Source organism: Gordonia sesuvii (genome assembly GCF_036350415.1).
Taxonomy (GTDB): Bacteria; Actinomycetota; Actinomycetes; order Mycobacteriales; family Mycobacteriaceae; genus Gordonia; species Gordonia sesuvii.
Map to the genome: position 1 here is coordinate 27,000 of NZ_JAZDUF010000005.1, position 23,752 is coordinate 50,751.

The following is a 23,752-nucleotide window of genomic DNA, read 5'->3' on the forward strand; positions in this document are numbered from 1 at the left end:
AATCGTCTCCGCTTTCTGTGTGGTGAGCTCGTGTGTGGTGATGGTGCTGTGAGGTGATGCGATTGCGTTGACCGTAGGAGGTCGGGATCACAGAAGTCGATGACCAGCTTTCACTCAGTGGAAGCGCTGGAAAAGTTGTGGCGGACCGATCTCGCGTGGATGACCAGCTGCATAGGATTGTGGCCACTCCATGGACATCACGCCCCAACAGCTTCGATGCTTCGTCGCCGTCGCCGAGAACCTGCACTTCGGCCGGGCGGCCGACTCGTTGCACCTCAGTCCGTCCACGGTCAGCGAGAACGTCGCCGCACTTGAGCGGCGTACCGGTCACGACCTTCTCCGACGCTCGCGATCGGTGTCTCTCACCGCGGCCGGCGAGGACTTGCTGCCATTGGCCCGGGAGGCGTTGTCCGCGCTGGACGCGGTGGGCGCCTGGGGTACTGCCGCCCGCTCGCGAGCGACGATCCGAGTCGGATTGATGGTGTCGAGCCGCCGGTTCCGAACCGTGATGGCGCACGCCACCGCGGCGATGCCGGATGTCACGTGGGAGATCAAGCACCTCGGGTTCGAGGGCAGCCATCGCGCCCTGGCGCACAACGAGGTGGACTGCGCCTTCCTCACCGAGGCCGGCGACGGCCCCACACACCTCGATGCGGCACGCCTGTGGGACGAGGGCAGTGTCGTGGTCCTACGCGACGACCATCCGCTCGCGCAGAGGGGCGCCATCCGGCGAGACGACCTTGCGGGCCAGACCGTGATCATGGGCCCGACGACGGGCGCATCGGCCGTCTGGACGCAAGCATTGCTCGGCGACACCGCCGATCTGCACATCCGACCGATCGCCCAGAATTTCGACGAGATCCTCGAGTTGTGCGGGATGGGCGCGGGGATCAACATCGCCGGCGAGTCGGCGGCGGAGGCCTATGCGCGGCCGGGCCTGCGCTTCGTCCCGACCACCGGCCTCCCTCGTCTGACCACCTATCTCTGCCGTCGACCCGACCCACCGGGCCCGGAACTCGACAGGTTCGTGCAGGTCGTCTCCACTGCCGCACAAACGGTCGACGGCTGACCGTTCGGTCCGACCGAACGCGGTGTTCCGGAATTCCTGATGGACGTCCGTGTGATCGGCGCCGCACCATGTCCGGGTGACTACGACCTCCACGACGCCCGCCGGTGTTCGTACACGGACCGTGCCGTATGCCGATCGGGCTGCCGGTCCGCTGCTGATGGACCTGTACCTCCCGGAGGCGGGCGGCCGCCCGCCGGTGGTGATGTGGCTGCACGGCGGCGGATGGTTCACCGGCGACCGCACTCTCGCACCCGATCTCGCGACCCACTTCGCCGGACGCGGGATCGCGATGGCCTCGATCGACTACCGGCTCAGCGGTGACGCCACGTTCCCTGCCCAACTGCACGACGTTCGCGCGGCAATCCGATTCCTGCATTCACGTGCCGGGGAGTTCGGCGTCGACCCCACCCGGATCGGCCTGTGGGGCGCCTCGGCCGGCGGCCATCTGGCCGCGCTCGCCGGCGTGACCGGGCACATGGAACAGCTAACCGGAGAGGCAGTGTCACCGACAGATACAGGCTGCGAGATCCAGGCCGTAGCCGCGTCGTACCCACCGGTCGACCTCGTCGGGGACCGGGTCGCGCCGGGCGCCGCGCTCCCCGGCACCGATCCGCACACCTCGCCGGAGGCCCGGCTGATCGGCGGCCTCGCCGCCGAGCTCCCCGACCTCGCACGTGCCGCGTCGCCCCACCTGCAGGTGACGCAGGCCGCCCCTGCCTTCCACATCTCGCACGGCACCGGTGACGTTCTGGTGCCGCACGCACACAGCGAGTTGCTGTTCGACTGCCTTCTCGCACACGGCATACCCACCGAGCTCTACCTGCTCCACGGCTACCGGCACGGGTTTCTCAACCCCGCCGGCCGACTCGACGTCGCGATGACGAAGGTCATGGACGACGGTCGACTGGCCGCCGAGGAACCGGTGACGGCATCTCTGCGGACCTCGACCGACCCGGCCGCACCCCGGCCCTCCGAGTACGGATTCGCGACCATCGGACGATTCTTCGAGCAGCATCTGCTCTCCACACCAATCGATTCCACCACTGCAGACCGGGAGAACCCATGACCGTCCACGACCTCGAAACGATCCATCGGCTGACCCCGGTCGTCGGCGCTCTGCCCGGCGAGCAGGTCCCGTACCTGATGCCCAGCGGGGAAGGTGAGCGCCACCAGATCGGCGACCAGCTGTGGACCGTCGTCGCCCGTTCTGCCGACAGCGGAGGCGATTTCGACGCCGCGTTCGTTCTCGGACCCCGCGGTTCGGGCGCCCCGTTCCACAGCGTGCCGTTCCAGCGGTCGTTCTACGTCTTCGACGGGACCATCCAGTTCTGGCTGCCGGGCGAGAGCCAGGTGTTGGGCCCCGGAGACTCCGTCCACGTTCCCGCAGGCGTGCCCGTGGCATACCGGTTCGCACAACACATGTCGCGGTTTCTGCTGTTCTCCGCTCCCGGCGGCGCACTTGCCGATCTGGGTGACGCCGATACCGCTGTGACGCAACACATCTACCGCGCCGGTCGGAGCAGTGACGCGCCCGGCATCCCGGCCGAGTGGGCGGTACACGATCTACCACTCCACGACGCGTCGGACACCTGGGACGACACGCTGCCCACCGACACCCGGCCCTACGTCCAACGGGCCCACACCGGAGATCACCGGGCGTGGCCCGACGCCGTCAACACGTTCTCGGCGCGTGCCGCGAACACCGATCGTCGGTACTTCTCGGTGACGACCCTCGGGAACCGGCAACCCTACATCCCACAGCACTTCCATCAGCTGCACACCGAGAACTTCTTCTGCCTGTCCGGCCGTATCTGGCTGTGGGTCAACGGCACCGAGGTCCTCCTCACTCCCGGCGACTTCGTCCACGCACCGCCCGGCACCATTCACAGCTACGCCCTCGGCGCCCACAACACCCGGATGCTGGGCGTGCTGACCACCGATGTGTTCGAGCCGTTCTTCGACCGAACCGGCGAGCCCACCGCCGACAACGTGTACACCGAGGGGCTCGTCGACCCGGCATCGCTGATGACGAAGCTCGGTCAGATCTCCGATCTCGACGTCACCATGGTCGGGCCGCCGCCGGAGAGCGCGTACAGCCATCTGTGAATCGGCGGCTCAGCGCATCTCCCCCGCACCCACATAGGGGAAGCGGGTCGTGAGGAGGTCGCCCTCGGCGAATCGGGACAGCCGGAAGTCCGTCTCGGGGATGCGAGGGTCGGTGCTGTGCCCGTCGACGGCGAGATCCGCGACGAGCCGCCCGACCGCCGGCGAGATCTTGAACCCGTGGCCACTGAACCCGGCCGCGATGATCAGGCCATCGAGGGGACCGGTCGAGATGATCGGATTCCAGTCGGGCGTCACGTCGTAACAGCCCGCGTAGGTGCTGGTGATAGCCGGGTCGCCGAACCCCGGGAACCGGGTACCGACCTTGTCGACGGTCAGGTCGAGAAACGCCTCGTTCGCACGGTTGAGATAGTTGTCCGGGTCGGCGAGCTCCAGCTCCGCGAGATCGCTGTTGCCGAAGAGGATCTCGCCGCGCACATCGGGCCGCACGTACTGCAGCGACACGAGGTCGGAGAACACCGGGACGTCACCGAGGGCGGTCCCCGGGTCGATCATGACGATCTGCTCACGGTGCACTCGGATCGGCACCTCGATGCCGTGCGCGGCGAGGAACGGTTTGGTCCATACCCCGGTGGCGACGATGACGGTGTCGGCGGAGATCGTCGACCCGTCAGCCAAGAGCACACCGGTGACCTTGTCTCCGGCGACGACGAGTTCCTGCACTGTGGTCGACTGCCGGATGCGAATCCCGTCGGCGCGGGCCGACGCGGCGAACGCCTGCGCGGTCTGGTAGGCGTCGCCGTAGCCACCTCGTTCCTCCCAGCCGAATGCGGCGAACGGTTCGAGATCGGCGGTGGGCCACAGCTCGGCGACGTCAGACGGCGCGATCTCTTCGGTCTGTACCCCCACCTCGCGCTGGGCCGCGAGGCTGCGGCGCAGGTTGTCGACGTTGGGTTCGCCGACACCTACGACGTAGCCGGTCTGGCGGAATCCGATGTCGGTACCGAAGATCTCGTCGGCCTTCTCGAATACCTCGAGACCAACGGCCGCCATCGCGGCCAGGGAACTCACCCCGTAATGGCAGCGAACGATGCCCGACGACTTGCCGGTCATCCCGGCGCCCACGGTGTCCCGTTCACACACGACGACGTCGGTGATCCCGCGCTGTGCCAACGCCCACGCCGTGGCCGCGCCCTCGAGTCCACCGCCGACGATGACGATCGACGCGGTCTGCTCGCTCACAGCCCCGTCCCCGGAATCCAGGAGGTGCCGGCGAGCGGAACCCGCGCCATCGCCGACGCCTCGATGGTGACGGCCACCAGGTCCTCGGGCTCGAGATGTTGCAGGTGGGCCTTGCCACACGCACGCGCGATCGTCTGTGCCTCCATCGTCATCACGCGAAGGTAATTGGCGAGGCGGCGTCCGCCGGCGAGCGGATCGAAGCGCGCCGACAGCTCCGGGTCCTGCGTGGTGATGCCCGCCGGGTCCTTGCCGTCCTGGAAGTCGTCGTAGTACCCGGCCGCCGAACCGAGCTTCGCGTACTCATCGGCGTAGCGGGGGTCGTTGTCCCCCAGCGCGATCAGTGCGGCCGTCCCGATGGCGACCGCGTCGGCGCCGAGCGCCATCGCCTTGGCGACGTCGGCGCCGTTGCGGATGCCGCCCGAGACGATCAGTTGGACTTCTCTGTGCACCCCGAGTTCCTGCAACGCCTGCACAGCCTGCGGGATCGCAGCCAGGGTCGGGATGCCGACATGTTCGATGAACACGTCCTGGGTGGCGGCGGTTCCGCCCTGCATCCCGTCGACGACCACGACGTCGGCACCGGAGTGCACGGCGAGCTTCACGTCGTAGTAGGTGCGGGTGGCGCCGACCTTGACGTAGATCGGCTTCTCCCAGTCGGTGATCTCGCGGAGTTCGTTGATCTTGATCGCGAGATCGTCGGGGCCGGTCCAGTCGGGGTGCCGGCAGGCGCTGCGCTGGTCGATGCCCTCGGGAAGCGTCCGCATGGCAGCGACCCGCTCGGAGATCTTCTGCCCCAACAGCATTCCACCGCCGCCGGGCTTGGCACCCTGGCCGAGGACGATCTCGATGGCGTCGGCTTTGCGGAGGTCGTCGGGGTTCATGCCGTACCGCGACGGCAGGTACTGGTACACCAGGTTCTTCGACTGCCCCCGCTCCTCGGGGGTCATGCCGCCGTCACCGGTCGTGGTGGAGGTGCCGACCTCCGACGCACCGCGCCCGAGGGCCTCTTTCGCGCCGGCCGACAGTGCGCCGAAGCTCATGCCGGCGATGGTGACCGGGGTGTCGAGATGCAACGGGTACTTGGCGTTCCGGGTGCCGAGAACGACATCGGTGTCGCATCGCTCCCGGTAACCCTCGAGCGGATACCGCGACATCGATGCGCCGAGGAAGAGTAAGTCGTCGAAGTGTGGCAGCTTGCGCTTGGCGCCCCATCCGCGGATGTCGTAGATGCCGGTGTCGGCGGCACGCTGGATGGCGGCGATGGTGGCGCGGTCGAAGGTCGCGGACTCGCGGAGTCCGCGCTGTTCGACGCTGAGGTTGTCGGTCATGGTGTCTCCTATAGTCACCGATCCCTGAGGAGTTCCGGAGCGCTAGCGGAGGGACGTCACGACGGGTGGCCCTTCGCGACGCTCGGCTGGCGCCTCGCTCCTCGGGGAGCAGCGTGGGCGGAAGGCGTGCTCAGTACGCAGACGAGTTGTCCGAGTGGAAGTGGTAGAGCTCGCGGGCCGAGCCATAGCGGGTGTAGTCGGCGGGGTTGTCCTCCTTGAACCCGGCAGCCTTCAGGAGGCCGGCGAGTTCGTCGAGATGCTCGGCGCGCATCGGCTTCGCGACGCAGTCGGCACCCAGCGAGCCCACGGAACCACGTACGTAGAGCCGGGTTTCGTAGATCGAGTCACCGAGACCGTGGCCGGCGTCGCCGCGCACGACCATCCGGCCGGCCTGCGCCATGAACGCACTGTTGTGCCCGACGTTGCCGCCGACCACGATGTCGACGCCCTTCATCGAGATGCCGCACCGGGCGGCCGCATCCCCCTCGACGACGAGCAGACCCCCGTGCGCTGTCGCGCCCGCCGATTGCGATGCGTTCCCTTTGACCACCACGGTGCCGCTCATCATGTTCTCGGCGACGCCGGTGCCCGCGTTTCCGTTGACGATGATCTCGGCCTGCTGATTCATGCCTGCCGCGTAGTAGCCGACATGACCGTTGATGGTGATCTTCACCGGCGCATTGACGCCGGCGGCGACACTGTGCGCACCGGACGGGTGGTCGATGACCACTTCGCCGGAGATGTCGCCGTGTAGTGCGGCATTCACCTCACGCAGCGTCATGGCGGCGAGATCGAATGTGTGACTGGGGTTCAGCGTGTCCATGCGTAGACCACCTCCGGCTCGGGTTCCCAGATACGTGCGTTCTCGACGCCGGGCAGGTTGGCCAGCGCACGGTACTCGCTGGCCATCGCGACCCAGTCGTCGGTTTCGGCGATGACCGCCGGTTTGCAGGCGATGGCGTCGCGCACCACGGCGAAGCTGTCGTGGTTGGAGACCAGCAGGGTGTAGAACCCGTCGAAGGTGGCGCACACCTCCTTGAGCGCGGTCTCCACGTCCTTGCCCTGAGCCAGCTGATGCGCCACGAACCGGGCACCGACCTCGGTGTCGTTCTCGCTGTCGAATTCGACTCCGGCGGCGCGCAGTTCACGCCGGATGGTGGCGTGGTTAGAGAACGATCCGTTGTGCACGAGGCATTGTTCCGGGCCGACGGCGTAGGGGTGGGCGCCCGACGGGGTGACCGCCGATTCGGTGGCCATGCGGGTGTGGCCGACGCCCTGCCATCCACTGGCACCGCGGAGTCCCCACGACTGCACCAGATCTCGCGGAGCTCCCACACCCTTCAGGACGGCGAGGTCGGCGCCGAAGCCGGCGACGAGCGCGTCCGGAAGGGCTGTGCGCGCGGCGGCGAGCAATTCCTCGGAGCCGATCGGCGCGGTGAGCACCAGCGTGTCGGCAACCAGCTGAGCACCGACATCGGCACCGGCGATCTCGGCGACCTCCGATGCCACAGCGGTGGTGCCGATGGAGTCCACTCCGGTTTCGAGCAGCGAGACACAGCCCTGCCCTGGCGGTGACCAGGTGTCGTCGCCGTAGATGGCGATGCCGGCCGAGTCTGCGCCGCGGTCCTGCATCTCACCCAGCATGTCACTGAGGAGATCCCCGAGTCGGGGATGGAGTTCGGGGTTGCGCAGATGCAACCCGACGATTCCGCACATGAGTGTGGTGGTCCTTTCTACACGCGAGATGCGGTGCTGTCAGAAGGCGGTGAGGTAGTTGTCGATCTCCCACGGTGAGACCGCGGAGTGCCAGGCGAAGAACTCTTCGCGCTTGAGTCGGGAAAAGTACTGCGAAACTGCAGTTTCGCGATCGGACCAGTCGTCCGGGATGGCGGCATTCAGCGTGCCGGTGACCACCGGGTCCGCCTCGAGTGACTCCACCGCGTGCAGCAGGGTGAGCGGCAGCGACGCGATGTGCTGCGGGCAGCCGCCGAGATCGCCGGGGTCCAGGCTGCGCTTGATCCCGTCGAGCCCGGCGCCGAGCGCGGCGGCGATCGCCAGGTAGGGGTTGGCCGAGCCGTCGCCGCCGCGCAGTTCGACGCGCTGATCGTCGGGCACCCGCACGTAGTGGGTGCGGTCGTTACCGCCGTACGTGGGCCGCCGCGGCGCCCACGACGCACCGGACCGGGTCGCCGTGGCTCCGGTTCGCTTGTAGGAGTTGACAGTCGGGGCCATCACCGCCTGCAGAGCACACGCATGCTCGAGGACGCCCCCGACGAATCCGTAGGCGGTCGGGGACAGACCGAGACCACGTTCGTCCTCACTGCCGGCGCCGGGAAACACCGGGGCGCCTGCCGAGGTCAGGGAGAGGTGCAGATGAAGTCCGGAGCCGGTCCGCTCGGCGAAGGGCTTGGGCATGAACGTCGCCACCATGCCACGCTCGGCAGCGATGGTGGACAGCAGGTACCGCAGCGTGATCACCCGGTCGGCGGTGGTGAGCGCCTCGGCGTACTTGAAGTTCTGCTCGAACTGGCCGTTGCCGTCCTCGTGGTCGTTGGCATAGTTGCTCCAGCCGAGCTGGTTCATCGCGGTGGAGACCGCGGTGAGGTGGTCGTACATACGCGTCAGCCCGCGGACGTCGTAACACGGCTGATCGGAGTCGTCGGCGTCGTCGGCCGTGACCAGCGACCCGTCCGCGGCGCGCTTGAGCAGGAAGTACTCGACCTCCGCACCGACCCATGGCTCGAAACCGGCGTCGGCGGCCTGGGCCACGAGGGACTTGAGGATGTTCCGCGGCGCGTACGGCCACGGCTTGCCCTCGACGTGGGGATCGCAGTGAACGATTGCGAGCCCCTCCTTGATGAACGGGATGGGAGTGAAGGAAGCCGGATCGGGGATTGCCATCAGGTCCGGATCCTTGGGCTCCTGACCGATGGCACCAACCGCGTAGCCGGCGAAACCGACACCCTCGGTGGCCAATTCATCGACAGCCTCAACCGGGACGAGCTTTGCGCACGGCTTGCCTCGGAGGTCGACGAACAGCGCCAGGATGAACTTCGTCCCGGTGGCCGCACAGAGGTCGGCGAGTTCGTTGTGGTCGGTCATGGTGATTCTCCAGTGGGTGTGGTCACGAACAGTATGTCTGCCTTTGTGAAACTTTGTCTACTTTGAGTAGACACCCGCTGTATTTCGGCGTCGTTACGTAACCGTGAGGGCTACGTGTCGGCCGAGCTCGCGATACGAAATCGGGGGCCCACCGTCATGCGGTGAGCCCCCGATGGCCGTACGTAGGTCCGGCCTAGTGGGCTGGAGTCGGTTCCGTGGTGGCGGACTGCGTGGTGCTCGTCCTGGGCACCGCAGTGTTCGACAGTCCTGGCACATGCCCCACCCCGGCGGCCGGGATCTCGTATGCCGACTCGGCGTGGATGGTGGTGTCGAGTCCGGCGATCTCGGTCTCCTCGTCGACACGCATGCCCATGACCTTGTCGATCCCCTTCGCGATCAACCAGGTCATGACGAACGACCAGGTGCAGGTGATGACGATGCCCGCCAGTTCGCGCCAGACGATGTCGATCGGCCCGCCGAACAGGATGCCCTGGACTCCGGCCGGCGCCGACTCGGCGGCGAACAGCACGATGCACAGGGTGCCGATCATCCCGCCGACCCCGTGGACGGCGAACGCGTCGAGGGTGTCGTCGACCTTGAGACGCGACTTGAAGCTGAGGAGGAACGCGACTGCGGCCGACGCGAACAGGCCGACGAGGAGGGCACCCAGTGGGGTCATCGAGCTCGCCGCAGGCGTGATACCGACCAGTCCGGCAACCGAACCCGTGATGAGCCCGAGCGAAGTCGCATGACCTTCACGCCAGCGCTCGATCGCGCAGAAGCCGATCATGCCCGCACAGCCGGCGAGGAGCGTGTTCAGGATGACCACCTGGGTCAGGAAGCTGGCGCCGAGTGCGCAGCTGCCGTTGAATCCGAACCAGCCGAACCAGAGGATGCCGCCGCCGAGCAGCGTCATCGGCACGTTGTGCGGACGCTCCATCCGGCGCCGGCGGGCACCGAGGACCAGGGCGAGTGCCAGCGCCGCGACTCCCGCGTTCATGTGCACGGCTGTGCCGCCGGCATAGTCGACGATCTCCAGGTCGTTGAGCATGAACCCACCGCTGAAGCCGTCACCGTCGGCGGCGAAGATCCAGTGCGCGATCGGGAAATACACCACGGTGAGCCAGATGGGTGCGAAAACGAGCCACGCGGAGAACTTCATCCGCCCCGCGGCGCCGCTGGCGACGATGGCGATGGTGATCGCCGCGAACAGGATGAACCACGCTGCGAAGTACAGTGTTTGGGTCGAGCCCGAGCCGTCGTCGGTCATCCAGTTCGTCAACCCCAGATAGTCCATCGGGTTGCCGATGATGCCCCAGTCGTTGATCGACGGCCCGGAGACGAGCCCGTGCCCGAAGAGGACGTAGAGCACGGCGGTGATGCCGAGCGTGGACAACACCATGGTCATGGTGTTCAGCACGTTCTTGGACCCGACCATGCCGCCGTAGAAGAAGGCGAGGCCGGGAAACATCAGTAGCACGAAGACGAATGCCGCGAGCATCCACGCCAGGTCGGCGTTGGCGGCGAGAATCGGTTCCATTCAGAGAATCCTCGGGTTGGGTTGGTGGACTTGCAAATCGGGGAAATGAGATGAGGCGGACGTCACTTGGAGCGGATGTCACTCGGAGCGCAGGTAGCCCACGACGTCGTCGCGGTAGTCGAGGAAACCCTTGTACTCGGCGATCGGTTCACTCAAGCTCTCGACGACGGTGGCCAATTGCTCCGCCCATGCCGGAATCCGTTTGATCTCCTCGAGTGAGGCCATGAAGGTACGGATGTTGAAGGTGACCGCACCGGTCATCGGAAGGCGGATGAAGTGTTCGAGTTCGATGCGCAGACGCGCACGCCCGAACGCCCTGTCCCGCATCATCTGCGGTATGTCACCGGACCATTCCGGCAGTTCCTCCAGACTCACGTCCAACTTCGGTGAGTCCGATGCGGACAGAGTCCAGTTCAGGCGACGGTAGACCTGGTCAGGAGGTAGGCGGCGCAGGAACTGTTCGGCGCGGGCCACGATACCCTGACGGGTCAATCCTGGTACCGGGGCGTGGATCTCGTACATGTCCATACCGACGTCGAAGGACACCGACCACGCCGCGGCGAAGGTCACCGCACCGGCATCGAAGTAGAGGTGCCCGTCGCGCTCGATCACCAGGAGCAGGTCGTCGGGCACCTCGCGGGCCAGGAAGTCCAACGGACCGCCCGGCAGGGATGTCTCGTCGCCGAGCACGAAGTACTGGTCGGTCCCCAGAAGGTCATTGCGCCAATGGAATCGAAGATCGGGATGCTCGGTCAGATGCATCACCGACGGATAGCTCAGGGTCAGATCACGCAGGTAGTAGAGCAACAGGTCCCAGCAGGCAGGTTCCATGCCCGGACGCACCTTGACGCGGTGCGGGTCGGCGTCGAGGATGCGGCGACGCTCGGCCATGATCGCCGGATACTCCGCACCACCGAGGTCGACGACATGTCGACCCCACTCGCCGCCACGCGTTGCGCGGGGCACCCGGGCGGGTTCCACATTGACGCTGTACCGGAACTGCTCGAGGTCGTCCGGGAACGGCCACGGCAGGTTCGCGAGATGGTCCACGCCGTCGACAACCACATCCGCAGCGGCGGTTTCGGAGTTCTCCGACGCGATCGTCATAGGTCCACCTCGATGCCCTGCCCGCGGGAGACACAACACAGCATGCTGTCGGCGGCGACTCGTTCCTCGTCGGTCAGCACGAAGTCACGATGCTCGATGACGCCGGACCGGACGCCGATCCGGCATTCCCCGCACACGCCTTGCCGGCACAGGCTCGGCACCGGCACGCCGTGATCGAGCAGCCCTTGCAGGAGGGACACGCCGGCGGGGATGTCGATTCGGGCGCCGGTCGAGCGCACGGTCGCGGTGAACGGATCGCCGGGGTCCTGTTCGGGCGCGGCGAAGCGTTCGAGGTGGACTCGGGATGTGGGCCACCCTGCGGCACCGGCGAGTTCGAGGTAGGTCTCCAACATGGGCGCCGGACCGCAGGCGTAGGCGTGGGTGCCGAGCGGCTGGTGGGCCAACCGCTCGGCAAGCAGCCACCGGGTGTCGTCGGCGCCAGACACCTCGTACAGGGTGATGTCGGGATGGGCGGCCAGGTCTCGCAGTTCGTCGAGGTGGGCGCCACCGGCCCGGCGGTAGGAGTAGATCACCTCGGCCGAGGTGCCGCGCCGCAGCGCCGAGCGCAGGTGCGACAGGATCGGGGTGATCCCGATCCCGCCGGCCACGAGCAGTGCGTGACGCTGATTCCAGATGGGCGCGAACATCGACCGCGGACCTTCGACGTCGAGCACCATGCCCTCGGACACGTTGCGGTGCAGCCAGTCCGAGCCGCCCCGATCCGGGTCGTCGCTAGCGTTCCGGCGCAGCACCGAGATGCCGTAACTCGTGGGCAGGAAGCCGTCGTCGACCAGGGAGTAGGCGTTGCGGTGGGCGCCGGCTGTGACGATGAGGTGACTGCCCGGGACGAACGGTGTCAGCGGCGCCCCGTCGGCCGGGACCATCCGGAAGTGGCTGATGGCGTCGGTGAGTCGGGTGATCGCCACCACTCGCATGGGTCGGGTCGAGGTGGTGTAGCCGGGGTGCAGGTGACCGGCCGGTGCCTCGGCGGCGACCGTCATGAGACGGCTCCGGATTCGGCCGAGGAGGCGAGGAATCCGCCGCGGACGGCGGAGTGGTGTTCGTGGATCTCCAGGGTGCGCGCACATCCGGGACATGCGGCGGTCTCGCCGGGCGCGCCGACGACGCGGAAGGTGTCCCGGCACTGCGCGCAGTAGACGGGCAGGTCACGGGTGTGCACGACGAAGGCGGACAGTTCCGCTGCCACCGCACCGGATTCGCGGGCCACCGCAAGTGCGGTCAGTACGTCGTACTGTCCCCCGACCACGTGGATGCGCACGCCGGTGGTCGCCTGGTCCAACGCGGACTGCAGGACGGCGCGATCGGCGTCGTCGGTCAGTGCGTCGAGGACCACGAGTCGGGTGGGGCCGATCTCTTCTGCCGCGCCGACCCAGCCGCCGGCCACCTCGCCGATCGTCGGGTCGTCGCCGATCGACACGATCAGAAATGATGCGGCGCCCGGATCGATGGGGTCGGGTTCGACGGGCCACTGTGGCAGACCCTCGCCGGGTCGTTCATCGATGTCGGGGGCCGCCGGAGCCGGCCGCGCAGCGCGCAACCATTCCGCAGTTCGACTGCGGTATTTGATGATTCCCTTGTAGTCGGCCATGTCGTCGGGGAGCTCGGCGACGACCTCGGCGGTGCGCAGTCGCCATGGTTCGACTGCGGCAAGGGTTTCCAGCGGCAGCATGTAGGTGCGGATGAGGAACATCACCGCGCCGGAGTCGGGCAGCCGGATGAGGTGCTGCACCTCTACCCGCAGGTGGACGAGTCGACCGAAGGTCTCGTCGTCGGCGTGTTGGATCATCTCCCGGTCCGGTCCCCAGTCCGGGTAACGCTCGGTGGAGACGTCGAGGCGGCGTCCGATCGTCAGGGTCCAGTTGGTGCGACGATAAGGACGGTGCGGCTGAAGGCGTTTGATGAACTCGTGGGCTCGGGTGATGACCCCTTCCTTGCGCACCCGCGGCACCGGTCCGTGGATCTCGAGGAAGGCCATCCCCACGTCGAATCCGAAGCTCCAGTCCGCGGCGAAGGTGACCACCCCGGCGTCTGCGAAGAGTTGGCCGTCGCGCTGGTCGAGGAGGACGACGTCTTCTTGGATCTGTCCGCAGATGTAGCTCAGCGGGTCGCGGGGAAGCGTGGTGTCGTCGCCATAGGAGAAGGTGTCGGAGATCCCGAGCTTGTGGTTTTCCCACTGCCAGTGGTCGCCTGCGGTGCGGAGGGCGAATTCGTCCGGGTACGCGGTCGCCAACTCACGCATGATGGTGACCATCGCGTCCCAGGCGGCCGGGCGCATATGGGGCAGCATGGCCGAGCGCGAGGGATCGACCGCGAGAATTGCGGCGCGTTCGTCGATCTCGGCCTGGTACTCGGAATCGACGTCGATGACGCCATCGCCCCACTGGCCTGCCGCAGTCGTGACGGTGTGGTCGGCGGGCTCGACGTTGGTGCTGTAGCGGTAGTGGTCGTCGACGAACGGGAACGGGAAACCCGTCACCAGAGCGGGATCGGCGGTGGGCGACTCGGTCGGCGCGGTGGTCACAGTGGTACCTCCAGAATGGTGCCTTCGGCGGCGCGGGAGACGCACGGCATGAATGCGTCCCCGGCGCCCTTCTCCGCATCGGTCAGGTACAGATCTCGGTGTAGTGCGGCGCCCCCCGACAGCGGCAGGCGGCATTCGCCGCACACCCCCTGCCGGCATCTATTGGGGATGTCACGACCAGTGGCCTCGAGCGCTTCGAGAACCGAGGTGCCGGAGGGAATGTCGACGGTGGTGTCGGACTCGGTGAGGTGCACGGTGAACGGGTCGCCCGCGTCGAGCGCGTCGGTGCCGAAGCGTTCGAAGTGGATCCGCGACGCCGGCCAGCCGAGTCCGGCCGCGGTGTCGACGACGTGGTCGATCATCCCCGCCGGCCCGCACACGTACAGGTGTGTCCCGATCGGTTGATCGATCAGGGTCTCGGCGAGTCGTTCGACGAAGGCCGGCTGATCGGTGAACAGCTCCGCACGCGATCCGGCCAGTGCGACGATGTCGTCGACGTGCGCAGCCCGGCCTTCGCGAAACGAGTACAGCACCTGGACATCACGTCCCCATCGTCGCGCGGCACGCAGATGCGACAGGATCGGGGTGATCCCGATGCCACCGGCGATGAGCAGATGCTTGGCGGCGCGCGCCTCGGGTGCGAAGGCACTGCGCGGGATCTCGACATCGACCACGTCGCCCACCGACACCGCATCGTGCATCCAGCGTGATCCGCCCAGACCGTCGTGCAGACGCAGCACCGAGATCGAGTAGTGCCTCGGCGCCACTCCGTCGCCGGTGAGGCTGTAGGCGTTGGTGCGTTCGCCCGCGGTGATGACGAGGTGGCTGCCCGCGACGAAGCCGGGAAGCTCGGCCCCCTCGGGGTCGGCGAAGGTGAAGCTCCGAATACCCGGTGCCGCATCCTCGATGGCGCTGACCACGAGGCGAAGCGTCGACGATTCGGTACGCGTGGTACCGGCCGACGCTCCGGAGATGGCGATGGTCACTGCGTCACTCCTTGTGCAGCCGAAGCGGTCTCGGCGTCGACCATGAAGCCGAGGTAGTGCCCGGACCGGCGTGAGACGTGGTGGTAGATCAGCAGGTGGCGGCCGCATCCCGCACAGTCGACGATGTCGTCGACGCCGAGGTCGGTGCGGGTCAGCGCCGTGCAATGCGAACAGAACACCTCGATCGCATCGACGCCGACGACGGTCACGCCGATCTCGTCATCCATGAGACCGGCGCTGGTGGCGACTCCGCGTAGTGCGAGCGCCGCGCCGCGCGGGGCGAGGATCACCACCCGCACCCCGACCCGCGCCCGGACCAGTTCGTGACGTAGCGTAGCTGCCGCCTGGTCGACGTCCTCGAATGTCAGTGCACAACAGAGGTTGTCACTACCGACAGTCGTGGCCCAGCGCTGCACGGGTTCGGTCGCGGCCGGACCCACGCCGATGATGATGTACGAACGACCCGAGAGGTCGAACGGCACATCATCGTTCGGTGCGGCGGGGCGAGCCCAGGCCGGGATGCTGGAGTAGGCGATCTGCGACATGGAACCTCAGAGCAGGTCGGCGTCGCGGTGGCCGGCGTAGAACGCCAGCGCGTAACTCGGGGTGCTGAAGTAGATCTTGGAGCCCTTCGGAAAGAAGATGGCGTCCTTGGCCTTCGCGACCTGGGTCTGTCCCGTCTCCTTGTTCTCCAACAAGAACTCGCCCTCGAGGACGACCTTCATCTCGTCGTACTCGTACTCGTAGTAGAGCGGTTCGTCGGTGTGGCGCAGTTCGAAGTATCCCGAGCACATGACGCTGCCCTGCGGGTTCTCGTAGACGTCTCCGATGAACCCCTGGGTGCCGGGATACTCCGACTCCGGCATCTTGGGCAGGTTCTGCCACGCGTCGCTGGTCACCAGGAACGGTGCCGCGGTGGTCTCGGTGCTGTCGACGCTCATGGGTCCTCCTCTGTTGATGTTTCTCGACCACCAACGCGCATGGCTAACATCAGTGGACTTTGTTCGATCTCATGAAACCCAGCACGTGTTACGTGGCGATGACGAGTCCGTTTAGTGATGTAAAACATGGTCTACCCCGGGTGGACTTCGATTGTCGAGAGTGTGGCGCCACTTCGGTGTGCGGACTGTCTGTGGGCGGTTTCACGTGGCGCGGGTCGCGCCCTTCGGGTGGGCTGGAGATTGCCCGACGAGTTCGATTGTCGGCGAAGGCCAGACGCTCGACCACCGACCACGACTGGAGTCGACGAGATGACCACCACCCACGCGCCGCCCCCGTCACAGACGCGCAAAGAACTCCTGGGCCCCTTCTACGACAGCCGCGAGATGATCCTGGCCGCGGTACTCGCGGCACTGGCCGGAGCGACCGGCGCGGCCGCATGGCTGTACTCCTCGGGCTGGTACGTCACCTTCATGACGGGCAACACCGAGCGCCTGGTTCTCGAGCACATCAAAGGCGCACACGCGCTGGGGCTGACCGCACTGGTGACCGTGCTCGTCTTCGTCCTCGGGGTGATCGTCGCGACCCTCGCCAGGGTTCACCTCTGGCGCAAGGCACGCCACGGTGCGACGGTGCTGACCGCGGGATCGACCGTCGCAGCGTCCGCATGGGACGGATCGTTCAACTCTGCGAGCCAGGAATTCGGCGTCGGTCCCGTCCTGTGCCTCGCCTTCGGACTCGGCGCCCTCAACACCTCCATCAGCCGCAAGGGCGAAGTGGTCATGCCGTTGTCGTACGTGACCGGCACCCTGGTCAAGATCGGCCAGGGTGTGGGGCTGCACATTGCCGGCAAGAAACGATGGGGTTGGGTCGCCCATGCGAGCACCTACGCGGGTTTCCTCGCCGGAGCGGGCGTCGGTGGCCTGCTGTTCAACGCCTTCAACGTGCAGAACTCACTGCGGACTCTCGCCGTTGTCGCCGTCGCGATCGCCGCGCTCACCTGGCGCCTGGATCATCCCAAGTTCCTCAAACGCGACCTCCACTGAGAACGCCACCGCATACCCTCCCAGGCATGGACACCTCGTCGGTCGACGTCGCCGTCGTCGGCACGCTCAACATGGATGTCATCGTGCAGGTCACGCGGATGCCGGAAGTCGGTGAAACGGTTCTGGGACAATCGGTGTCGGAGCGTCCCGGCGGCAAGGGCGCCAATCAGGCACTGGCGGCTGCCGGTCTCGCGTCGACGATGCTCGTCGGTGTGGTCGGCCGCGACGACGCCGGGGACCGACTCCTCGCCGTGCAGGACGCCGGCGGGGTGGACACCGTGTACGTGTCCCGGGTGGACGAAGCCAGCGGTCAGGCGATCATCGAGGTCGACGATGCCGGCGACAACCGGATCGTCGTACTCGTCGGGGCCAACGCGAACCTGTCGACGGCCCATGTCGAGCACGCGCTCGATGCTGCGCTGCCGAGAGTTGTTCTCACCCAACTTGAATCGCCATCAGAGGTGACAGCTGCGGTCGCCGCCTGGTGTTCGCGACGCTCTCGTCGTCTCCTGCTCAACCCGAGTCCCGTCGCAGAGTTGCCCGGGGCAGTCCTCGCCGCCGCCGACCCGTTGGTGGTGAACGAGCACGAGGCACGGTTCTATGCGTCGGATGACACCGACGACCCCGTCGCCGTGGCACATGCGCTACTCGAGGTCGCCACGTCCGCGGTGATCACCCTCGGAGCCGACGGCGTCGTCGTGGCCGCCGACGGCGCGGTTGCGCGCATCGACGTGGCCCGGGTCCGCGCCGTTGACACCACCGGAGCAGGCGATGTCTTCGCCGGCGTACTGGCCGCGCATCTCGCCCACGACTCGGGTCTCGTCGAGGCCGCCGAACAGGCCGCCGCGGCGGCGACCGCCCACGTCGCGCGCCGCCCTCCGGCGGTCGAGTAGTCCGAGGCGCCTCCTTTTCGCTGGTCGAGTAGTCCGAGGCCCCCCTTCTCGCTGGTCGAAAAGTCCGAGGCCCCCCTTCTCGCTGGTCGAGTAGGCCGAGGCCCCCCTTTTCGCTGGTCGAGTAGTCCGCGGCCCCCTTCTTCCCGCTGGTCGAGTAGTCCGAGGCGCTAGCCGAGGACGTATCGAGACCTCCGCAGGCTCGGGGGGTCTCGATACACCCTCGGCTAGCGCCTCGGGCTACTCGACCAGCGAGGGGAAGGACTCGACCAGCGGCGGGGAAGGTCAAACAGCGGGGGAAGGACTCGACCAGCGGCGGGGGAGGTCAAACAGCGGGAGAAGGACTCGACCAGCGGAGGGGAAGGTCGACGACTCGACCAGTGAGACGAAAACTCAGCGCTTCGCCCAGCGCGCCACCCGCTCCTTGTGCTCTGACGTCTGGTGGGCCAGAGGCTGCATGGCCGCCGCGAGGTTGAGCACCGAGTCCAGCGAACCGCTGCGCGACTCGGTCAGCAGGCGCTTGGCCATCCGCAGCGCGTGGGGCGGGTTCTTGGCGATCCGGGCAGCCAGCGCCTTGGCCTCGTCGAGAAGCACGTCGTCAGCGACGACCCGGCTCACCAACCCCCACTCGAGCGCGGTCGCGGCGTCGACGCGGTCGCCGGTGAAGGTCATCTCCGCGGCCCGTTCGTAGCCGATCGCGCGCTGCAGGAACCACGACCCGCCGTCACCGGGGATCAGCCCGACTTGGACGAAACTCTCGGCAAAGAACGATGATTCGGCGGCCACGCGCAGATCACACATCATCGCGAGGTCACAGCCGGCGCCGACCGCGGCACCGTTGACCGCGGCGATCACCGGGACCTCGCACCGTTGCAGGGCTCGCGGAATCCGTTGGATGCCATCGGCATACCCGTGGCGCTGGTCGACGGCGTCCAGCCCGAACAAGCCTTGCCGATCGGCCATCTCCCGCACATTGCCACCGGCGGAGAAGATGTGTCCCGCACCGGTGAGGATCACGGCTCGCACCGCGTTGTCGGCGTTCGTGTCGTCGACCGCGCGCTCGAACGCGGCGATCACGTCGGTCCCGGTGATGGCGTTGCCGACATCCGGGAGGTTGATGGTCCAGACGGCCACACCGTCGGAGATGTCGATGTCGAGGGGTTCCTGCACGTCGTGGGCCTTTCCGCGTCGAATGGTCTGACTGCAGCCTACGGTGGGGCCGGCCGTACGGTGGTGGCATGTCGAGCACGTCCACCCGCCACCTCATCCGTTACGGCGGCGCCTTCTCCCCAGACCTCATCGCGCGAGCGGAAGGTTCCTACGTCTACACCACCTCGGGTCGGGGGCTGCTCGACTTCACGTCGGGCCAGATGTCGGCCATCCTCGGCCATTCCCACCCCGATGTGGTTGCCACGGTGCAGCGTCGGGTCGCCACCCTCGATCACCTGTTCAGCGGCATGCTCTCCGAGCCCGTCGTCGAGTTGGCGGGCCGTCTCGCCGAGTCGTTGCCCGACCCGCTGGACAAGGTGCTGCTGCTCACCACCGGTGCCGAGTCGAATGAGGCCGCGGTGCGCATGGCCAAGCTGGTCACCGGCAAGCACGAGATCGTGTCCTTCACCCGGTCCTGGCACGGCATGACGCACGCAGCCGCCGCGGCCACCTACAGCTCTGGACGCAAAGGGTACGGTCCGGTCGCCGCAGGCAACCTCGCGTTGCCGACCCCGAACGCCTACCGCCCCGACTTCACGAACGCGGACGGTTCGTTGGACTGGCGTCGCCAGCTCGACTTCGGTTTCGAGATGATCGACGCCCAGTCGGTCGGATCGCTCGCGGCGTGCATCGTCGAACCGATCCTGTCGTCGGGTGGCGTGATCGACCTTCCGCCGGGCTACCTGGCGGCGCTGAAGCAGAAATGTGTCGAGCGCGAGATGCTGCTCATCGTCGACGAGGCACAGACCGGTCTCTGCCGGACCGGCACCTGGTATGCGTTCGAGCGGGACGGCGTGGTGCCCGACATCCTCACGCTCTCCAAGACGCTCGGCGCCGGACTGCCATTGGCTGCCACGATCACCTCGTCGGAGATCGAGGCGATCGCACACGAGCGTGGCTTCCTGTTCTTCACCACGCATGTCTCCGATCCGCTGGTCGCGGCGGTCGGCAACACCGTGCTCGATGTCCTCGTCCGCGACGGCCTCGACGCTCGCGCGCGAGGTGCGGGAGATCTGCTCCGAGACGGACTCATCGCCATCGCCGACCGCCATCGGGTCGTCGGCGATGTCCGCGGCCGCGGACTGATGCAGGGGATCGAACTCGTCACCGACCGCGAAACCAAAACCGGTGCAGACGAACTCGGCGCAGCGGTCACGCGCAGATGCTACGAGCTCGGCCTACATATGAACGTCGTGCAGCTCCCCGGCATGGGCGGCATCTTCCGGATCGCTCCACCGCTGACCGCCTCCGACGACGAGTTGAGGTTGGGACTCGAGATGCTCGATCAGGCCATCGGGGAGTGCGCGGCGACGTAGTCTGCGGCCATGTTGATCACGACCGCAGTAGCTCCCGCCCTGGCGGACCTGCGGCCGGTCCAGCCGATCGACACGTCGGAGTCGGCCGAGGTGCGTGCCACCTTCCCCGTGTACCAGGATCTGACGTCGGCCCTCGTCGACGGACGGGATCGTGCGGTGATCGCGCATGCGCTCTCGGTCGCGGCCGGCTACGTGTACTCCGACGTCGAGACCGAGTCGACCATGATGGCGCGCATGGGGTTGACCGACAACCTCTGTGTGGCGGCCACGATGTCGGTAGATGCGATGTTCATCGAGACCACCGCCTACATCATCCAGAGCGCTGACGGCCGCGTCGTGATCGTCAGCTATCGCGGTACCGAACTGACGAACAGCATCAGTTGGGTCGCGGACGCCGACGTCAACACCGATCCGATCGCCTTTCAGTTCGGCCGCGACGTCGCCGACCCGTCCGAGTCCTACGCGATCCACGGCGGCTTCTACCGCAATGTTCGAAGCACCCGCTACGTCGTCGTCGAGGCGTTGAAGCGAGCCGCCCAGGGGTTGGCCATACACAACGGGGTCGCCGGTGACGCCGAGCCCGCCGGAGGGACGCGGCGACTGGCTCATCGAATGGAGTCGCTGTACGTGACCGGGCACAGTTTCGGTGGCGCCCAGGCGGACCTGTTGGCGGTGATGTTGATGACCGACGATCGCTACCACGAGAGATTCGGCAAACAGTTCAAAGGCCTGTACACGTTCGGCCAGCCGATGGTCGGATCGCCGGAGTTCGCCGCCCGGTGCGACCGCCTTTCGGTATTGGCCCACAACACGTTCCGCTACAAGTATCGGCACGATCCGGTGCCACATCTGCCTCCCCGCGTGACCGGGGAGTTCGCCCACCACGGACAGGAGTTCCACCTCTCGGGCCCCGGCGACGACCGTATCCGCGTCGCCTGCCGCAACACCGGACAGGAGCTTTTTCCGAGCAGACTGCTCTGGGCGCCGATCGGCTTCGTCACCCGCCAGATACCCCTGCTGGCCGGAATCCCGCTGCCGTACAACATCGACGACCATTTCCCGCATCGCTACATCGCCGCGCTCACTCCGCCCGGGCGGGCGAACGAGTTCGGCGACGCCGAGTTCTATCGCGGCGACGACTGAGAATCGTCGACAGCGGTATCGCCCTTCACCGCCCACTGACGCGTCCACCGGTACAGCCATGCGAGCACCGCGACGAACGCGACCACACCGAGGATCTCCGACCACGTCTCCCAGCCGTCACCGATGAACGGCAGGGCGAGCACCTCGTCGTTGCCGGTGGAGGCGACGATCGCCGCGAAGACCACATTCCACAGACTCTCGCCGACGATGAGGCCCGTGGCCATCAGCACGCCCATCCGCTTCTTGCGTTCCACATGGCCGCCGGTGCGTTCCGCCCACTTGTTGTAGGCCCGTCCGATGAAGGCGCCGATCGGGATGATCAACGTGACCGACATCGGCAGGTACATCCCCATACCCACCGCGAGCGGCGGCACCCGGAACCTGGTGCTGGTCTTGCCCAGGACCTCGTCGACGATGATGACGACCACGCCGATCAGGACACCGAGACCGATGAGTGCCCAGTCGAGATCACCGCCGAAGACGCCTTCGGCCAGTGACGAGATCAAACCGGCCTGCGGCGCGGGAAGCGCATCCTCGCCGGCGCCCGGCGCGCCGACGAAGCCGAACGCCGTCTGCATCAACTGCAGCACCGGCGGGATGACGGCCGACCCGAAGATCACACCGATCACCAAGGCCACCTGCTGTTTCCACGGGGTCGCGCCCACCAGCTGGCCGGTCTTGAGATCCTGCAGGTTGTCGTTGGAGATGGTGGCGACACCGAAGACGATCGCCGCGGTGAACAACGTGTAGGCCACCAGGGCTGCGGACTGGTCGTCGTCGGCGGTACCGAACGTCAGTTTGAGAACGACGGCGGCCACCAGGACCACGACGATGCCGACACCGGAGATCGGGCTGTTCGACGACCCGATCAGGCCGGCCATGTAGCCGCACACCGAGGCGACCACGAGGCCGATGAGGAACACGAAAAGGATGCTGGCGGTGATGATCCCCGCTGCACTTCCGTGGAGCACGGTGTTCTCGGCGAAGTCCCACAACATGAATCCAATGGGGATGAGCGACGCCAGCACGACCCCGCCGACGATGGTGATCGGGATGTCCTGCTCGGTGACGTCGACCCTCGTGCCCGCACGCCGCGCGCGGGTGGACACCATGGCCGCCTTGATACCGCGGGCGATCGGTCCGATGATCTTGATGAGGGTCCAGATCGCCGCTATGGCGATCGCGCCGGCACCGATGAATCGGACGTCGTTGGTGAAGGTGTCGTCGACGACGTCGGCGATCGATCCGGTCGACGGCAGATCACCCCACGTGCGGATCGGCAGCAGGACGCCGTAGGAGATCACGAGGCCGATCAGCATCGAGATTCCGACCATGATCCCGACCAGATGCCCGACCCCGATGAGCGAGAACAACAGCCCCGCACCGAACATCGTGCCGCCCTGCCCGACACGGACGAAACCGGAGATGGTCCCAGCGATCAACTTGGTCTGCGTCAGGATCGAGAAGGCCGCCGACACAACGCTACCCACGACGATCACACGCAGACCGCGGCGGTTCTCTTCTGCCCCTTGCGCCGTGTCGCCGACCTTGAGGACCTCAGCCGCGGCAGCACCTTCCGGATACGGCAGGTCCGATCCCGTGACGAGCGCTCGGCGCAACGGGATCGAATACATCACGCCGAGGACGCCGCCGATCAGGCAGACGGCCACCGTGGTCCAGTACGGAAAGCCAGTCCACCAGCCGATCATGATCAGCCCGGGCAGCACGAAGATGATCGCCGCCAACGTGCCTGCGGCCGACGCGATCGTCTGGACGATGTTGTTTTCGACGACGGAGTGATTCGCGAAGTACCGCAGGATGCTCATCGAGATCACGGCGGCGGGGATCGCGGTGGCGAACGTGAGGCCCACCTTCAGCCCGAGGTAGACATTGGCGGCGGTGAACACCAGCGTGATCACGCCGCCCAGGACGATGCCGCGGATCGTCAGCTCGCGCAGTCCCGCCGACGACGAACCCTTGAGTGTGGAGCCTGACGTGGACATGACGGCGACCCCTTCATCCGACCCGGTTCTCCAGTTATGGACTTCCGACAACTCTAGGATCGGGTCGCGATATCCGCAGGCGATCGTCCGGGGACGAGAGACCGTGTCGGCCAAGTGGTCCGAATTGCCGGATTCGAGGGCCGACCGGAATCCCGAACATCCCCGGTAGTCTGTGAGGGTTCACCGTCGGCGACGGCGAACGCCACCCGGGGGAAGGGACCGCAGC

The 23,752-nt window shown here is 66.9% G+C and carries 21 protein-coding genes; 7 read left to right on the forward strand and 14 right to left on the reverse strand.

Features of this window, described 5'->3' with window-relative positions; genetic code table 11:
• Positions 1 to 190: 190 nt before the first annotated feature.
• The 3 genes from VZC37_RS16915 to VZC37_RS16925 all read left to right on the forward strand — a co-directional run bounded on the left by VZC37_RS16915 (position 191) and on the right by VZC37_RS16925 (position 3,175).
• Complete coding sequence (locus VZC37_RS16915; protein WP_330433861.1) at positions 191 to 1,069, forward strand: LysR family transcriptional regulator; 879 nt, start codon at positions 191 to 193, stop codon at positions 1,067 to 1,069.
• A gap of 76 nt (positions 1,070 to 1,145) precedes the next feature.
• Entirely contained in the window at positions 1,146 to 2,135 is a 990-nt protein-coding gene (locus VZC37_RS16920; protein WP_330433863.1) for an alpha/beta hydrolase, read from the forward strand.
• Positions 2,132 to 3,175 carry a quercetin 2,3-dioxygenase gene (locus tag VZC37_RS16925; RefSeq protein WP_330433865.1) on the forward strand — a complete coding sequence of 348 codons (1,044 nt, stop codon included), beginning with the start codon at positions 2,132 to 2,134 and terminating at the stop codon, positions 3,173 to 3,175. Before VZC37_RS16920 ends, VZC37_RS16925 begins: the two co-directional genes overlap by 4 nt.
• 9 nt (positions 3,176 to 3,184) lie before the next feature.
• Here VZC37_RS16925 and VZC37_RS16930 read toward each other — a convergent pair whose 3' ends face one another.
• From VZC37_RS16930 to VZC37_RS16985, 12 genes are all read right to left on the reverse strand, one after another.
• Positions 3,185 to 4,375: an NAD(P)/FAD-dependent oxidoreductase gene (locus VZC37_RS16930; RefSeq protein ID WP_330433867.1), complete on the reverse strand. Its 1,191-nt coding sequence runs from the start codon at positions 4,373 to 4,375 to the stop codon at positions 3,185 to 3,187.
• Positions 4,372 to 5,703 carry an FMN-binding glutamate synthase family protein gene (locus VZC37_RS16935; protein WP_330433869.1) on the reverse strand — a complete coding sequence of 444 codons (1,332 nt, stop codon included), beginning with the start codon at positions 5,701 to 5,703 and terminating at the stop codon, positions 4,372 to 4,374. Before VZC37_RS16935 ends, VZC37_RS16930 begins: the two co-directional genes overlap by 4 nt.
• 130 nt (positions 5,704 to 5,833) lie before the next feature.
• A complete protein-coding gene (locus tag VZC37_RS16940; protein ID WP_330433871.1) occupies positions 5,834 to 6,526 on the reverse strand; it encodes a GltB/FmdC/FwdC-like GXGXG domain-containing protein in 693 nt (230 codons plus the stop codon).
• Positions 6,514 to 7,419, reverse strand: a complete 906-nt coding sequence (locus tag VZC37_RS16945) for a class II glutamine amidotransferase domain-containing protein (protein WP_330433873.1) — start codon at positions 7,417 to 7,419, stop codon at positions 6,514 to 6,516. The genes VZC37_RS16940 and VZC37_RS16945 overlap by 13 nt, the downstream gene beginning before the upstream one ends.
• Positions 7,420 to 7,458: 39 nt before the next feature.
• Positions 7,459 to 8,805, reverse strand: a complete 1,347-nt coding sequence (gene glnT, locus VZC37_RS16950) for a type III glutamate--ammonia ligase (RefSeq protein WP_330433875.1) — start codon at positions 8,803 to 8,805, stop codon at positions 7,459 to 7,461.
• A 193-nt stretch (positions 8,806 to 8,998) separates the two neighbouring features.
• Complete coding sequence (locus tag VZC37_RS16955) at positions 8,999 to 10,345, reverse strand: ammonium transporter (RefSeq protein WP_330433877.1); 1,347 nt, start codon at positions 10,343 to 10,345, stop codon at positions 8,999 to 9,001.
• 78 nt (positions 10,346 to 10,423) lie between these two features.
• A complete protein-coding gene (locus VZC37_RS16960) occupies positions 10,424 to 11,452 on the reverse strand; it encodes a heme-dependent oxidative N-demethylase family protein (protein ID WP_330433879.1) in 1,029 nt (342 codons plus the stop codon).
• Positions 11,449 to 12,453 carry a PDR/VanB family oxidoreductase gene (locus tag VZC37_RS16965; protein WP_330433882.1) on the reverse strand — a complete coding sequence of 335 codons (1,005 nt, stop codon included), beginning with the start codon at positions 12,451 to 12,453 and terminating at the stop codon, positions 11,449 to 11,451. Before VZC37_RS16965 ends, VZC37_RS16960 begins: the two co-directional genes overlap by 4 nt.
• Complete coding sequence (locus VZC37_RS16970; RefSeq protein ID WP_330433884.1) at positions 12,450 to 13,994, reverse strand: DUF3445 domain-containing protein; 1,545 nt, start codon at positions 13,992 to 13,994, stop codon at positions 12,450 to 12,452. The genes VZC37_RS16965 and VZC37_RS16970 overlap by 4 nt, the downstream gene beginning before the upstream one ends.
• Complete coding sequence (locus VZC37_RS16975; protein ID WP_431309440.1) at positions 13,991 to 14,974, reverse strand: PDR/VanB family oxidoreductase; 984 nt, start codon at positions 14,972 to 14,974, stop codon at positions 13,991 to 13,993. Before VZC37_RS16975 ends, VZC37_RS16970 begins: the two co-directional genes overlap by 4 nt.
• Positions 14,975 to 14,976: 2 nt before the next feature.
• Positions 14,977 to 15,525 (reverse strand): dimethylamine monooxygenase subunit DmmA family protein, encoded by a 549-nt coding sequence (locus tag VZC37_RS16980; protein ID WP_330433888.1) that lies wholly within the window; start codon positions 15,523 to 15,525, stop codon positions 14,977 to 14,979.
• A 6-nt stretch (positions 15,526 to 15,531) separates the two neighbouring features.
• Positions 15,532 to 15,921 carry an ethanolamine utilization protein gene (locus VZC37_RS16985; protein WP_330433890.1) on the reverse strand — a complete coding sequence of 130 codons (390 nt, stop codon included), beginning with the start codon at positions 15,919 to 15,921 and terminating at the stop codon, positions 15,532 to 15,534.
• Between the two features lie 309 nt (positions 15,922 to 16,230).
• On the opposite strand from VZC37_RS16985, the gene VZC37_RS16990 reads away from it, so the two are divergent.
• The gene (locus VZC37_RS16990; protein WP_330433892.1) at positions 16,231 to 16,965 is read left to right on the forward strand and encodes a YoaK family protein; all 735 of its coding nucleotides are present in this window, start codon (positions 16,231 to 16,233) and stop codon (positions 16,963 to 16,965) included.
• A gap of 26 nt (positions 16,966 to 16,991) precedes the next feature.
• On the forward strand, positions 16,992 to 17,858 hold the full coding sequence (locus VZC37_RS16995; RefSeq protein ID WP_330433894.1) for a ribokinase: 867 nt from the start codon (positions 16,992 to 16,994) through the stop codon (positions 17,856 to 17,858).
• Positions 17,859 to 18,248: 390 nt separating this feature from the next.
• Here VZC37_RS16995 and VZC37_RS17000 read toward each other — a convergent pair whose 3' ends face one another.
• Entirely contained in the window at positions 18,249 to 19,025 is a 777-nt protein-coding gene (locus tag VZC37_RS17000; protein WP_330433896.1) for a crotonase/enoyl-CoA hydratase family protein, read from the reverse strand.
• 68 nt (positions 19,026 to 19,093) lie between these two features.
• Between VZC37_RS17000 and VZC37_RS17005 the strand changes: the two genes are divergently transcribed.
• Entirely contained in the window at positions 19,094 to 20,380 is a 1,287-nt protein-coding gene (locus VZC37_RS17005; RefSeq protein WP_330433897.1) for an aspartate aminotransferase family protein, read from the forward strand.
• A gap of 9 nt (positions 20,381 to 20,389) precedes the next feature.
• Positions 20,390 to 21,523 carry a lipase family protein gene (locus tag VZC37_RS17010; RefSeq protein ID WP_330433899.1) on the forward strand — a complete coding sequence of 378 codons (1,134 nt, stop codon included), beginning with the start codon at positions 20,390 to 20,392 and terminating at the stop codon, positions 21,521 to 21,523.
• Here the strand turns inward: VZC37_RS17010 and VZC37_RS17015 are convergent.
• Positions 21,505 to 23,526: an OPT family oligopeptide transporter gene (locus VZC37_RS17015; RefSeq protein WP_330433901.1), complete on the reverse strand. Its 2,022-nt coding sequence runs from the start codon at positions 23,524 to 23,526 to the stop codon at positions 21,505 to 21,507. The genes VZC37_RS17010 and VZC37_RS17015 overlap by 19 nt on opposite strands.
• Between the last annotated feature and the right edge of the window lie 226 nt (positions 23,527 to 23,752).